Raw genomic sequence first — 13817 nt, forward strand, 5'->3', positions numbered from 1 at the left:
TCGTTCTACCTCAGCTTCAGGGTGGCAAGGCCGATCAGCACGAGAATCACGGTGATGATCCAGAAACGGACGATCACACGCGGCTCGGGCCAGCCCTTGAGTTCAAAGTGGTGGTGAATCGGCGCCATGCGGAACACACGGCGACCGGTCAGCTTAAAGGAGGCAACCTGAATGACCACTGACAGGGTTTCCATCACGAACACGCCGCCCATGATGAACAGGACGATTTCCTGCCGGACGATCACCGCAATGGTGCCCAGTGCCGCGCCGAGCGCCAGTGCACCGACGTCGCCCATGAACACTTGTGCCGGATAGGTGTTGAACCAGAGGAACCCCAGGCCGGCACCGATCAGCGCGCCGCAGAACACGATCAGCTCGCCCGCGCCCGGAACGTAAGGAATCAGCAGGTATTCGGCGAATTTCACGTTACCCGACAGGTAGCAGAAAATGCCCAGGCCACCGCCGACCATCACCGTCGGCATGATCGCCAGACCGTCGAGGCCGTCGGTCAGGTTGACCGCGTTGCTCGAACCGACGATCACGAAGTAGGTCAGCACAATGAAACCGGCGCCCAGCGGAATGCTGTAATCCTTGAGCATCGGCAGGATCAGGGTGGTTTCCACCGGGGTGGCAGCGGTCATATAAAGGAAGATCGCCGCACCGAGGCCGAACACCGACTGCCAGAAGTACTTCCAGCGGCTCGGCAAGCCACGGGAGTTCTTTTCGATGACCTTGCGGTAATCGTCGACCCAGCCGATGGCGCCGAACAACAGGGTCACCAGCAGCACGACCCACACGTAACGGTTGCTCAAGTCCGCCCACAACAGGGTGCTGACACCGATCGAAGACAGAATCAGCGCGCCGCCCATGGTCGGCGTACCGGATTTGGACAGGTGCGATTGCGGGCCGTCGTTACGAACGGATTGACCGATCTGACGGTTCTGCAGGGTGCGGATCATCCACGGGCCATAGCACAGCGACAAAACCAGCGCGGTCAGTACACCGAGGATCCCGCGCAGGGTCAGGTACTGGAAGACCGCGAAGCCTTTGTAGAACTGTTGCAGATACTCCGCTAGCAGCAGCAGCATTAATGTTTCTCCAGACTGGACCCGCACAGAGCCGCAACGATGTTTTCCATCGCTGCACTGCGCGAACCCTTGATCAAAATGGTGGTGTTTGTGTCCTGCTCGGCGTCGAGGGCCTGGATCAGTTCGGCTTGCGTGCCGAAGTGATGCGCCTGTTCACCGAATGCCTTTACGGCGTGAACCATGTTCGGTCCGACTGCGTAAAGTGCGCAAACCTTGCCCCGGGCGTACTCGCCCACGTCGCGGTGCCCCTGCTCCGCCCAATCGCCCAACTCGCCGATATCCCCGAGCACCAGAACGGTGCGGCCGGAAAAGCCGGCGAGTATATCAACGGCGGCACACATGGAGGTGGGGTTTGCGTTGTAAGTGTCATCAATCACGCGCATGCCGTTTTTCGCCAGTTGCGCGACGGTGCGGCCCTTGACCGGTTGCACGGCACCCAGCCCGGTGGCGATGCCGAACAGCGACACGCCCAAGGCGTGGGCGGCAGCGGCGGCGGCCATGGCATTGGCGACGTTATGGGTACCGAGCAGGTTCAACTGAACATGCTCGACACCTTCAGGTGTATGCAGGTTGAAAGCCGGGCAACCCCGGGCATCGGTGCTCAGGTCACTGGCGTAAAAGTCTGCCTGAGGATTGCCCAGGGAGAAGGTCAGCACCTTGCGTCCGCCGGCTCGGAGCTTCCAGATACCGAAAGCCTTGTCGTCGAGGTTGAGCACCGCCACGCCATCAGCCGCCAGGCCGTCGATGATCTCGCCTTTGGCCTCGACGATTTTTTCCGGGCCGCCGAACTCACCGACGTGAGCGGTGCCGGCATTGTTCAGAATCGCCACGTGCGGCTTGGTCAAGCCCACGGTGTAGGCGATTTCGCCCAGGCGCGAAGCCCCCAGCTCGATCACGGCCGCGGTATGTTCCGGGGCCAGTTCGAGCAAGGTCAGCGGTGCGCCCAGGTCGTTGTTCAGATTACCGCGAGTGGCGAGCACGGCGCCGCGAGTGCGCAGGATGCTCGCGAGCATTTCCTTGACCGTGGTCTTGCCGCTGGAGCCGGTAATGGCGGCGACCGGCTGAGTGAACGCGGCGCGGTTCAATGCACCCAACTGACCGAGGGCCTGACGGGTGTCCTTGACCAGCAGTTGCGGCAAGGTGCTGTCAGCGACTTCGCGTTCGACCAAGGCAGCGACGGCGCCTTTGCCGGCAACATCGTTCAGGTAGTCATGACCGTCGAAACGCGGACCGGTCAGGGCAATGAACAGCTGGCCGGGCTTGATCGCGCGACTGTCGATGCTGACGCCGTCGAAACGCGCATCGCCGCTGATCAGACGTGCATCGAGCACGTTGGTCAGTTCACTTAATGTCAGGGCCTTAAGCATGGGCCACCTCCCATGCGGTGAGGGCATGATCGGCTTCGACCAGATCGGAGAACGCGTGGCGCTCGCCGTTGATTTCCTGATAGTCCTCGTGACCTTTACCGGCCAGGACGATCACGTCGTCAGCCGAGGCGCCGGCAATCAATTGCGCAATCGCCTGACCACGGCCCGCCACGAACGTGACTTTATCCACAGCGGTGAACCCGGCGCGGATGTCATCGAAAATCACCGCAGGATCTTCAGTGCGCGGGTTGTCGTCGGTCACCAGTACCTGATCGGCCAGACGCTCGACCACTTCGGCCATCAATGGACGCTTGCCGCGATCACGGTCGCCGCCGCAGCCGAACAGGCACAGCAACTGACCTTTGACGTGCGGGCGCAATGCTGTCAGGACTTTTTCCAGCGCGTCCGGGGTGTGGGCGTAATCGACCACCACCAGCGGCTGTGTGCCGCCGCCCAGACGCTGCATGCGACCGGCCGGGCCTTCGAGTTTCGGCAGAACCTTGAGAATTTCGTCGAGGGCGTAGTCCAGACCGAGCAAGGCGCCGACGGCAGCCAGTACGTTGCTCAGGTTGAAACGACCCAGCAGCGTGCTGCGCAAATGATGCTCGCCCTGCGGCGTCACCAATGTGGCGCGCACGCCATGGTCGTCGAACTGCGCTTCGCGGCAGAACAGATAAGCGCTGCTGTCGAGCAAGCTGTAGGTGATCAGGCGCGACTCACGTTTTTCAGCGGCCAGTTGCCGACCGAAATCGTCGTCGAGGTTGACCACACGGCACTTCAGATCATTCCAGGCGAACAGCTTGGCCTTGGCCTCGGCGTACGCCTCCATGGTGCCGTGATAATCCAGATGATCGCGGGACAGGTTGGTCATCACCGCGACGTCGAACGCCAGCGCCGTGACCCGGCCTTGATCCAGGCCGTGGGACGAGACTTCCATGGCCACGGCTTTGGCGCCGGCCTTTTTCAGGTCGCCCAGGGTCGCTTGCACGGCGATCGGATTCGGCGTGGTGTGCAGGCCGCTTTCCAGTGCGCCATAGAAGCCGGAACCCAGGGTCCCGACGATGCCGCAATGCTGGCCGAGCAGATCCAGCGCCTGTGCGACCAATTGGGTCACGCTGGTCTTGCCGTTGGTGCCGGTCACGCCAATCAGGTTCAGATGATGGCTCGGCTCGCCGTAAAAACGTCCGGCGATGTCCGACAGCTGCGCCGCCAGACCTTTGACCGGAATCAGTGGCACTTCGGTGATCGGCAGCACAGTGGCGCCTTCCACTTCATAGGCCACCGCTGCCGCGCCGCGCTGCAAGGCATCGGCGATGTGCGCACGGCCATCGAATTTGCCGCCCGGCACCGCGAGGAACAAATCGCCGGCGCGCACGTTGCGGCTGTCCAGCGCCAATTCACGGATCAACAGATCGTGGCCGGCGTGGGGGAATATTTTGTTCAGACTTAATGACATCAGCCGCGCCCTCCATTGGCTTTCAGCGGAACGACCGGGGTGGCGTTGGCTTGTTGCGTCGTCGGCAGGTTGTCCGGCGTCACGTTCATCAGGCGCAGGGTGCCGGACATCACACGGCTGAACACCGGCGCGGAAACCAGACCACCGAAGTAACCGGCCTTGGACGGCTCATCAATCACCACAACAATCGCGTAACGCGGATCGCTCATCGGACCGAAACCGGCGAACAGCGAGCGATAAGAGTTTTCCGCGTAGCCTTTCGTGCCCACCGAGGTCTTACGCGCAGTACCCGACTTGCCTGCCACGTGATACGCCGGCACCTGCGCACGGAACACGCCGCGCGGCGCTTCGATCACTTGCTGCAGCATGCCTTGCATGGTTTTCGCGACGGCTTCCGGCAGCACTTGCGTGGTCTGCGGCATCTTGTCGGTTTTGATCAGGGTCAGCGGTGCCAGACGACCGTTGTTGGCCAGCGCCGAGAACGCGTGCACCAGTTGGATCGCGGTCACGGAAATACCATAACCGTACGACAGCGTTGCGGTTTCAGCCTTGCGCCACTCACGGTAGTTCGGCAGGTTGCCGACGCGCTCGCCCGGGAAACCGAGGCCGGTGTCCTGGCCGAGGCCGACTTTCTGCGCGAGGCGGAAAATCGTTTCGCCGCCGATATCGAACGCGACCTTACTCATGCCGACGTTACTGGAATTGATCAGAATGCCGGTCAGGTCGAGCACCGGACCTTCGGTCTTCGACACGTCCTTGATGGTGTATTTGCCGATCTGCAGCGAACCCGGATACACCTCGACGGTGTCGCTCGGCTTCCAGCGGCCGGTTTCGATCGCGGCGCTCATCGAGATGGCTTTCATGGTCGAACCCGGTTCGAACACGTCGATCATCGCGCGGTTACGCATCATCGCCGGTTGCAGGTTGCGCCGGTTGTTCGGGTTGTAGGTCGGCTGGTTGACCATGGCCAGAATCTCGCCGGTCTTCACGTCCATGATCACCAGGCTACCGGCCTTGGCACCGTTCTCGATGATGGCGTTACGCAATTCGCGGTTGGCCAGATACTGCAGACGCAGGTCAATGGACAACGCCAAGGGCTTGCCGGCCTTGGCGTTTTTGGTGACCTGGACATCCTTGATCAGCCGTCCGCGCCGATCCTTGATGACCTGTCGTTTGCCCGGCACCCCGGCCAGCCACTCGTCGTAGGCCAGCTCAACGCCTTCGCGCCCGTGATCGTCAATGTCGGTAAAGCCGACCATGTGCGCGGTGACCTCACCGGCCGGGTAGAACCGGCGGAATTCTTCGATGCCATACACGCCCGGCACTTTAAGGTCGAGCACGGCCTGGCCCTGCTCGGGGGTCAACCCGCGCACCAGATAAATAAATTCTTTGTTGGCCTGGGCCTCGAGGCGTTCAGTCAGGGCTTTCGGATCCTGACCCAGCGCGGCGGCGAGTGCTGGCCACTTTTCTTTGGCCGTCTGCATTTCCTTGGCGTTGGCCCACAGGGTGGTCACCGGGGTACTCACGGCCAACGGCTCGCCGTTACGGTCAGTGATCAGGCCGCGATGCGCCGGAATCGGAATGTGACGAAGACTGCGTGCGTCGCCCTGTCCTTTAAGGAAATCACGGTCGACTACCTGCAGGTCGATGATGCGCCAGCAGATCGCCGCAACCATGATGCCGAGCAGCGCCACCATCACCCGGAAGCGCCACGGAAAGAGTGCCCCTTCGAGTTTCATCATGGCGCCACCATCTTCACGTCAGCCGCGCCAGGGATGTGCATTTTCAGTTGTTCGGTGGCCAGCACTTCGATCCGGCTGTGCGCGGTCCAGGTGCTTTGCTCGAGAATCAGGCGCCCCCACTCGGCCTGCGCCTTGTCGCGCACGCTGAGCTCGTTATACAGGGTGTTGAGCAACTGACGGTTCCAGTGCGCGCTGTAAGACACGCCGATGGCCGACACGAGCACGCCGATAAACAGCAGCAGCATCAGAAAGCTGCCGCCCGGCAGGGGCTTGGCGAAAAGCTTGCTCACCGCAACTTCTCCGCGACGCGCATGACGGCGCTACGGGAACGAGGGTTGGCTTTGAGTTCGGCATCGGAGGCCGTCTGCGCTTTGCCATGAATTTTGATTTTCGGTTCGAACGCCACGTGGCGAACCGGCAGGTTGCGCGGCAGGTTGTCGGCTTCGCCTTTCACCAGCTTGCGCATGAACAGTTTGACGATGCGGTCTTCCAGCGAGTGAAAGCTGATCACGACCAGCCGGCCGCCCACTTCCAGCGCTTCCAGCGCGGCATCAAGGCCGGCTTCCAGATCGCCCAGCTCGTTGTTGACGTGAATGCGCAAACCCTGGAACGCACGGGTGGCCGGGTTCTTGCCCTTTTCCCAAGCCGGGTTGGCGACTTTCAGCACTTCAGCCAGGTCGGCGGTGCGCTCGAAAGGCTTGATATCGCGACGCTCGGCCACGGCACGGGCCATGCGACCGGAGAAACGTTCTTCGCCGTATTCCTTGAACACCCGGGCAATTTCTTCCACCGGTGCGGTATTGACGAATTCCGCCGCGCTGATGCCACGGGACGGATCCATGCGCATGTCCAGCGGGCCGTCATTGAGAAAGCTGAAGCCGCGCTCGGCGTCATCGAGCTGCGGCGACGACACGCCCAGATCCAGCAGAATGCCGCTGACCTTGCCCGCCAGACCGCGCTCGGCAACCACCGAGCCGAGCTCGGCAAAGCTGCGCTGCACAACGACAAAGCGGCCGTCTTCGGCCGCTAGCGTTTGCCCGGTGGCAATCGCTTGTGGATCTTTGTCGAATCCGATGAGCCGCCCGTCCGTCCCGAGCTGGCTGAGGATCAGCCGACTATGCCCGCCGCGCCCGAACGTGCCGTCCAGATAGCAGCCATCAGGACGTACAGCGAGAGCCTCGACGGCTTCGTCAAGCAGTACGGTGATGTGGTTAAAGCCGCTATCAATAGTCACAGGATCAAATCACGCAGTTCATCAGGCATCGCGCCCGGTTGTTGAATAGCAGCAAGGTCAGCGGCAGACACCGCGTTCCATGCATCCTCGTCCCACAATTGGAACTTGTTCAGTTGGCCTACCAGCATCGCGCGCTTATCCAATTTGGCGTATTCGCGCAGACGCGGTGGAACCAGAAAACGACCACTGCCATCGAGTTCGAGGTCGACGGCATTACCAATCAGCAAACGCTGCAGGCGACGGTTCTCTTCGCGAAGTGAAGGGAGCGCGCGCAACTTGGTTTCAATAATTTCCCACTCGTCGAGCGGATAGACACACAGACACGGATCAACGGCATCAATGGTCACGATCAATTGGCCGGAACTGCGCGAATCGAGCTCGTCACGGTACCGGCTCGGCATGGCGAGACGGCCCTTTGCGTCGAGACTGATAGCGTTAGCTCCGCGAAACACGTCAGCGTTTCTCCAATTTTTATCGTTTTGAGCTCAAAAAACCCACTTCATGCCACTTTCCGCCACTTGCGCACACTATAGGAATGCGCCCACCACACCGTCAAGGCGCGGATTAAAGGAAAACCCTTACAGAACGGAGATTTAGGAGCATAAAAGAAGAAGCAACGAGAATCTGGCGGATGCATTCGACCCATAACTTGAGGCAGCACTGAAAGCTGCGCTCGAAAGTTAAAGTAATTTGTTAAGAGTAAGATTTTTTCGGTATTACAAAGGTGCTTCTGCTGTTGATTGAAGCAAGGTGGGAAATGGCTATTACTGAGTTTGCCGCTGCCGGATATCCAGCCCAGGCCTGCTGATAATAAACAGCCCTGTCGCCTTTAATTCAAGCAGGGAAAAGAAAAAGGTGGAGAGTCGATCTGTAAGCCGGGTTCTGTCTTGAACAGTCATTCGTCTACGATGGCCATCACTGGACATCTTTAGCAACCTACCCGGTCCCAGCGCGGGCCACGCCTTGGGACCCTATTTGGTCTTGCTCCAAGTGGGGTTTACCTAGCCACGAACTGTTGCCAGACGTGCGGTGCGCTCTTACCGCACCTTTTCACCCTTACCGGCGCCGAAGCGCTTAGGCGGTTATTTTCTGTGGCACTTTCCGTAGGCTCACGCCTCCCAGGCATTACCTGGCACTTCGCCCTATGGAGCCCGGACTTTCCTCCCCCCCTAATTTTCATAGAGGGCAGCGACTGTCCGATCGACTCTCCGCCGCGAAGGTTAACGGCAGAGCGCCTGAAGAACAAGCGCTAAAAGCCTCAAGACCGCTATGGGCGACGGCTTACACGCCCTTCTGTTTATCCAGCGCTACCTGATACAGCACGTTTTTGCGCTCGCCGGTGATCTGCGCTGCCAAAGCAGCGGCGCGCTTGAGCGGCATCTCTTCAAGCAACAGATCGAGGATGCGCATCGCCTCACTGCTGACCGCATCTTCCGACTCTGGCGCCGCCCAGCCCGCGACCAGCACGACACATTCGCCGCGCTGCTGATTGCTGTCGGACTCAACGAATGCGCGCAACTCAGCCAGCGGCAGACCCTTGAGCGTCTCGAACGTCTTGGTGATCTCGCGGGCCAGCAAAGCCTGGCGCTCACCGCCGAAGACTTCTTCCATATCCTGCAGACACTCAAGGATGCGATGCGGCGCCTCATAGAAAATCAGCGTACGTGGCTCTTCCTTGACGGCCTCGAGACGCGCCTTGCGCCCGACCGACTTGGCTGGCAGAAAGCCTTCGAAGATAAAACGGTCGGACGGCAGCCCCGCCGCCGACAGCGCCGCAATCAATGCGCAAGCACCTGGCACCGGTACGACATTGATCCCGGCGGCGCGGGCCTGACGCACCAGGTGATAACCCGGATCGGAAATCAACGGCGTGCCGGCGTCGGAGATCAGCGCCACGTTATCGCCTGCCAGCAGACGGGTAATAAAGCGGCTGCCTTCATCGCGCTCGTTGTGTTCGTGGCAGGCAGCCAGCGGCGTAGCAATGCCGAAGTGCTGCATCAGGCGCGCCGAGTGCCGCGTGTCTTCGGCCGCAATAAGCGCCACTTCGCGCAGGATTTTCAGGGCCCGGGCGCTGATGTCGTCCAGGTTGCCGATGGGCGTCGCCACCACATAAAGCGAGCCAGCAGCGGAATTCAGGGAACCTGGAGCAGTCAAAGCGCACACCTCGTGATCGGTAAAAGCGGCCATTGTAGCGCGTCACGAGGCGTGCGCGGCGCTCCGGCCAGGCACGGTTTTTCCCTCGGTTGTGCGCCACTGCAACATTTGCTCCAGCTAAATTGTCCGTTTCACGCCACTAACATCGCGCCCCGGCCAGTGCTTGGGTACAATTCGACGCTAATTTGATCGAGTATCAGGAACACTTACATGATCGCTTGCCTGCGGCTGTTCACTGCCCTCTGCCTCGCTGCCTTGCTGGCGGCCTGCGCCAGCTCCCCTTCCTCCAGCCTTGGCGAACTTCCACGGACCCCGGATGCCAGCATCGAGCAACTGCTCGAACAGGCCACCCAGGCTAAAACCCCGGAAAAAGCTGCCCTGTTGCGCCTGAGCGCGGCAGACCTGGCTTATCGCCAGGGCAATGCCGGCCAATCCGCGCAAATCCTGCAACAAGTGCCAATCGAGCAGTTGAAGCCAGGCCAGCAGATTTTCGCCAGCACCCTGTCCGCCGAACTGGCCATGACCCGCAATCAGCCGAAAGCCGCGCTGACTGCCCTGAGCCACCCAAGCCTGCAACACCTGGGCGAAATGCCGGAAGAGCAGCAGGTGCGCACCGGCACCGTGCATGCCCGCGCACTGGAAGCCGATGGGCAGACACTGGCCGCCGCCCGTGAGCGCGTGTTCATCGCGCCGATGCTGCAAGGCGAGGCGGCGAGCAAGAACCACGAAGCGATCTGGACGCTGATCGGCTCGCTGCCAACCGACCAGTTGCAACCGAACACCAGCGACGACCTCGGCGGCTGGATGGGCCTGGCCCTGGCGGTGAAATCCGCGGGCACCCTGGAACAGCAACAAGCCGCTATCGACGCCTGGCGTGCACAGAATCCGAAGCACCCGGCCGCGATCAACCTGCCGCTGCCACTGACCAAACTCAAGGAGCTGGCCAGCCAGCCCCTGAGCAAAATCGCGCTGCTGCTGCCGCAGGATGGCCCGCTGGCCTCGGTCGGCAAAGCCCTGCGTGAAGGCTTCATGGCTGCGCACTACCAGGCCCAACAGGCCGGCCAGAAGCCACCAGCCATTGAGTTCTATGACAGCTCGAAACTGACCTCGATGGACGAGTTCTACCGCAAGGCTCAGGCTGACGGCGTGCAACTGGTAGTCGGCCCGCTGGAAAAACCGCTGGTCAAACAACTGAGCACTCGCCCGCAACTGCCGATCACGACCCTCGCGCTGAACTACAGCGAAGGCGATCAAGGCCCGGCGCAGCTGTTCCAGTTCGGTCTGGCCGCTGAAGACGAAGCCCGCGAAGTCTCGCGCCGCGCACGTGCCGACGGCCTGCATCGCGCCGCAATCATGGTACCGAGAGGCGAATGGGGCGAGCGCGTACTGCGTGCGTTCAGCCAGGACTGGCAGGCCAACGGTGGCAGCATCGTTGCCACCGAACGTGTTGATCAGCCAGTGCAACTGGCCCAGCAGATCGCCGACATGTTCCAGCTGCGCCAGAGCGAAGCCCGCGCCAAGAGTCTGCAGAATGCCGCCGGCACCAACGTGGCCGCGCAGCCTTCGCGTCGTCAGGACATCGAATTCATCTTCCTGGCCGCCACTCCGCAACAGGCGCAACAGATCAAGCCGACCCTGAACTTCCAGTACGCCGGTGACGTACCGGTGTACGCGACCTCGCACGTGTACAGCGCCAGTGGCGACGTCAACCAGTACAACGACATGAACGGCATTCGCTTCTGCGAAACCCCGTGGCTGCTGGAAACCAGCGACCCGCTGCGTCAGCAAGTGGTTGCACAGTGGCCACAGGCTGCCGGCAGCCTCGGTCGCCTGTACGCCATGGGCGTCGATGCTTATCGCCTGGCTCCGCGCCTGGGTCAGCTCAAGGCACTGCCGGACAGCCGCATCGACGGCGAGTCGGGCAGCCTCGGCATGACCCAGACCCAGCGTGTCGTGCGTCAGCTGCCGTGGGCACAGTTCGTCAGCGGTCAGGTTCAACGCCTGCCGGACACTCCGCGCTGATGCCTGACAGGTCACGCTCGCAAAGCGGCAAGGATGCCGAGCGCCAGGCGCTCGAGCATCTGCAGAACCAGGGGCTGCGCCTGTTGGCGCAGAACTGGTTATGTAAACGCGGCGAGCTTGATCTGGTCATGCTTGATGGCGATACAGTAGTATTCGTTGAAGTTCGCTACAGAAAAAACACTCAATGGGGTGGCGCGCTCGCTAGCATTGATGAGCGCAAGCAGCAGAAACTGATTTTCGCTGCGCAGTATTTTCTTCAGCGCGAGTCGCGTTGGGCCAATTCCCCCTGCCGCTTCGACGTGGTGGCCATCGACAGCCATCCGGATCAGCTGAACTGGTTGCAGAATGCGTTCGACAGCTGATCGCCTGTACCCGACCGGATTTTCACCCGACACATTTTGCTCTTTGCTTTGCGGGCTGCACATTCATGTGCCGGACAGCCGCGCTACTTAAGGTCACACAGATGGACATGCAATCCCGAATTCGCCAGCTTTTCCAGGCCAGTATCGACACCAAGCAACAGGCGATGGACGTACTTGCACCGCACATCGAGCAAGCCAGCCAGATCATGGTCAACGCCCTGCTCAACGAGGGCAAAATGCTTTCGTGCGGCAACGGCGGCTCCGCTGGCGACGCCCAGCACTTTTCGTCGGAGCTGCTCAACCGCTTCGAGCGCGAACGCCCGAGCCTGCCAGCCATCGCGCTGACCACCGACACGTCGACGATCACTTCGATCGCCAACGACTACAGCTACAACGAAGTGTTCTCCAAACAGATCCGTGCGCTCGGCCAGCCGGGCGATGTCTTGCTGGCGATTTCGACCAGCGGCAACTCGGCGAACATTATTCAGGCGATCCAGGCCGCACATGATCGCGAAATGATTGTCGTAGCTTTGACCGGACGCGATGGCGGCGGCATGGCGTCGCTGCTGTTGCCCGAGGATGTCGAAATTCGCGTACCGGCCAACGTCACTGCACGTATTCAAGAAGTCCACTTGCTGGCGATCCATTGCCTCTGCGATCTGATCGACAGCCAACTGTTCGGGAGTGAAGAATGACCCCTAATCGCCTTGGCCTTCTGGCCTTGACCCTGTGCCTCGGCATCAGCGGCTGCACCTCGGTGGTGAACGCCAGCCGTGAAGCGCCGATCGAAGACGACCGCGGCACCCGCACCTTCGGCAGCAAGATCGACGACTCGTTGATCGAAACCAAAGTGGGCGTGAACGTGGCCAAGGCCGACCCGGCCCTGGACAACGGCTCGCACATCGTCGTCACCAGCTTCAACGGCGTCGTGCTGCTGGCCGGCCAGACTCCGCGCGAAGACCTCAAGGCCAAAGCCGAACAGGCTGCAGCCAACGTCCAGCGCGTGAAGAAGGTGCACAACGAACTGCAAGTGATTGCACCTTCAAGCTTCCTCGCCCGCCAGAACGACGCCTGGCTGACCACCAAGATCAAGACTCAGATGCTGACCGACGCCAGTATTCCCGGCTCGCGCATCAAGGTCGTGACCGAGAACGGTATCGTCTACCTGCTGGGCCTGCTGACCAAGCAGGAAGCGCAACAGGCAACCAATCTGGTGCAAAGCGTTTCTGGCGTGCAGAAGATCGTGAAGCTGTTCGAATACATCGACTGATTTGCAGCACCTGCGCAATAAAAAAGGCGACCCTTTCGGGTCGCCTTTTTTTTACTTCACCACCTTCAGGCTTGGCCGGCCACTCGGGCGCGGCGGCTCGCTGTCCGGCGGCGGCAAGTCGTCATCCGGTTCGATGTCGTCTTCGTCGTCCATCGGCGACTCAAGATCGAACACCATGCCCTGACCGTTCTCCCGGGCATAGATCCCCAGGATCGCGCTGATCGGCACGTACAGGCTGTGCGGAACACCGCCGAAGCGACCTTCGAAGGTCACCACGTCGTTATCCATGTGCAGATGGCGCACGGCACTGGGCGAGATGTTCAGGACGATCTGTCCGTCACTGGCGAAACCCTGCGGCACCTGCACCGCCGGGTATTCGGAATTGACCAGCATGTGCGGGGTGCAATCGTTATCAACAATCCACTCGTAGAGCGCGCGGACCAGATAAGGTCGACTGGAGTTCATAGCGGCTCCTTAAGCCTTAGCGCATATCGCGTTCGACGCCAGACAGACTCGCCTGGAAAGCCTCACGCGCAAACTGGCGCTCCATATAATCAAGCAGCGGCTTGGCCGGCCGCGGCAGTTCAATACCCAGAATCGGCAAACGCCAGAGTATTGGCAATAGGCAGCAATCCACCAGACTTTGTTCCTCGCTGAGGAAAAACGGCTTGTCGGCGAACAGCGGCGACACGCCGGTCAGGCTTTCACGCAATTCCTTGCGCGCCACGACACGCGCGGCTTCCTTGGTTTTCGGATCCAGAATCAGATCCACCAGACCACACCAGTCGCGCTGGATGCGGTGAATCAGCAGACGACTGTTGGCACGCGCCACCGGATAAACCGGCATCAAGGGCGGGTGCGGGTAACGCTCATCCAGATATTCCATCACCACGGTCGACTCCCAGAGCGCCAGGTCACGATCGACCAGCGTAGGGAGACTGCCGTAAGGGTTCACCTCAATCAGTTTAGGCGGCTGGCGACCAGCTTCCACATAAATGATCTCGGCGCTGACACCCTTCTCTGCAAGTACGATGCGCACTCGGTGGGAATAGTGGTCGGCGGGGTCGGAGTAACAGGCCAACCGATTGGTCACGCCCATGGCGATCCTCCTCGCTTGTTGAA

14 protein-coding genes and 1 other RNA gene are annotated in these 13817 nt (G+C 60.9%); 4 read left to right on the top strand and 11 right to left on the bottom strand.

Annotated elements, in window-relative coordinates; genetic code table 11:
- Positions 1-5: 5 nt before the first annotated feature.
- The 9 genes from mraY to rsmI form a co-directional block, all read right to left on the bottom strand.
- Positions 6-1088, bottom strand: a complete 1083-nt coding sequence (mraY, locus tag ACXX9E_RS00290; protein WP_015096766.1) for a phospho-N-acetylmuramoyl-pentapeptide-transferase — start codon at positions 1086-1088, stop codon at positions 6-8.
- Positions 1088-2455, bottom strand: a complete 1368-nt coding sequence (locus ACXX9E_RS00295) for a UDP-N-acetylmuramoyl-tripeptide--D-alanyl-D-alanine ligase (protein ID WP_123463140.1) — start codon at positions 2453-2455, stop codon at positions 1088-1090. Before ACXX9E_RS00295 ends, mraY begins: the two co-directional genes overlap by 1 nt.
- Positions 2448-3911 (bottom strand): UDP-N-acetylmuramoyl-L-alanyl-D-glutamate--2,6-diaminopimelate ligase, encoded by a 1464-nt coding sequence (locus ACXX9E_RS00300; RefSeq protein WP_186748490.1) that lies wholly within the window; start codon positions 3909-3911, stop codon positions 2448-2450. Before ACXX9E_RS00300 ends, ACXX9E_RS00295 begins: the two co-directional genes overlap by 8 nt.
- On the bottom strand, positions 3911-5650 hold the full coding sequence (locus ACXX9E_RS00305; RefSeq protein WP_186748495.1) for a peptidoglycan D,D-transpeptidase FtsI family protein: 1740 nt from the start codon (positions 5648-5650) through the stop codon (positions 3911-3913). Before ACXX9E_RS00305 ends, ACXX9E_RS00300 begins: the two co-directional genes overlap by 1 nt.
- Positions 5650-5943 (bottom strand): cell division protein FtsL, encoded by a 294-nt coding sequence (gene ftsL / locus ACXX9E_RS00310; RefSeq protein WP_085700842.1) that lies wholly within the window; start codon positions 5941-5943, stop codon positions 5650-5652. Before ftsL ends, ACXX9E_RS00305 begins: the two co-directional genes overlap by 1 nt.
- Entirely contained in the window at positions 5940-6887 is a 948-nt protein-coding gene (rsmH, locus tag ACXX9E_RS00315; RefSeq protein ID WP_437180145.1) for a 16S rRNA (cytosine(1402)-N(4))-methyltransferase RsmH, read from the bottom strand. Before rsmH ends, ftsL begins: the two co-directional genes overlap by 4 nt.
- Positions 6884-7339 (bottom strand): division/cell wall cluster transcriptional repressor MraZ, encoded by a 456-nt coding sequence (mraZ, locus tag ACXX9E_RS00320; protein ID WP_007917012.1) that lies wholly within the window; start codon positions 7337-7339, stop codon positions 6884-6886. The genes rsmH and mraZ overlap by 4 nt, the downstream gene beginning before the upstream one ends.
- A gap of 403 nt (positions 7340-7742) precedes the next feature.
- Positions 7743-8095, bottom strand: an RNA gene (rnpB, locus tag ACXX9E_RS00325) — RNase P RNA component class A.
- A gap of 73 nt (positions 8096-8168) precedes the next feature.
- The gene (rsmI, locus tag ACXX9E_RS00330) at positions 8169-9074 is read right to left on the bottom strand and encodes a 16S rRNA (cytidine(1402)-2'-O)-methyltransferase (protein WP_123463134.1); all 906 of its coding nucleotides are present in this window, start codon (positions 9072-9074) and stop codon (positions 8169-8171) included.
- Positions 9075-9251: 177 nt separating this feature from the next.
- Between rsmI and ACXX9E_RS00335 the strand changes: the two genes are divergently transcribed.
- The 4 genes from ACXX9E_RS00335 to ACXX9E_RS00350 all read left to right on the top strand — a co-directional run bounded on the left by ACXX9E_RS00335 (position 9252) and on the right by ACXX9E_RS00350 (position 12695).
- Positions 9252-11063: a penicillin-binding protein activator gene (locus ACXX9E_RS00335; protein ID WP_123463132.1), complete on the top strand. Its 1812-nt coding sequence runs from the start codon at positions 9252-9254 to the stop codon at positions 11061-11063.
- Positions 11063-11425, top strand: coding sequence for a YraN family protein (locus ACXX9E_RS00340; RefSeq protein ID WP_123463131.1), 363 nt, complete (start codon positions 11063-11065; stop codon positions 11423-11425). The genes ACXX9E_RS00335 and ACXX9E_RS00340 overlap by 1 nt, the downstream gene beginning before the upstream one ends.
- Before the next feature lie 101 nt (positions 11426-11526).
- Positions 11527-12120 (top strand): phosphoheptose isomerase, encoded by a 594-nt coding sequence (locus ACXX9E_RS00345; protein WP_008082788.1) that lies wholly within the window; start codon positions 11527-11529, stop codon positions 12118-12120.
- A complete protein-coding gene (locus ACXX9E_RS00350; protein WP_123463129.1) occupies positions 12117-12695 on the top strand; it encodes a BON domain-containing protein in 579 nt (192 codons plus the stop codon). Before ACXX9E_RS00345 ends, ACXX9E_RS00350 begins: the two co-directional genes overlap by 4 nt.
- 51 nt (positions 12696-12746) lie before the next feature.
- Here the strand turns inward: ACXX9E_RS00350 and ACXX9E_RS00355 are convergent, their stop codons facing one another.
- Together ACXX9E_RS00355 and ACXX9E_RS00360 are read right to left on the bottom strand one after the other, a co-directional pair.
- Positions 12747-13160, bottom strand: coding sequence for a ClpXP protease specificity-enhancing factor (locus tag ACXX9E_RS00355; protein WP_003228047.1), 414 nt, complete (start codon positions 13158-13160; stop codon positions 12747-12749).
- A gap of 16 nt (positions 13161-13176) precedes the next feature.
- Positions 13177-13794: a glutathione S-transferase N-terminal domain-containing protein gene (locus ACXX9E_RS00360; protein ID WP_003228048.1), complete on the bottom strand. Its 618-nt coding sequence runs from the start codon at positions 13792-13794 to the stop codon at positions 13177-13179.
- Between the last annotated feature and the right edge of the window lie 23 nt (positions 13795-13817).

Source organism: Pseudomonas sp. GNP014 (genome assembly GCF_054344005.1).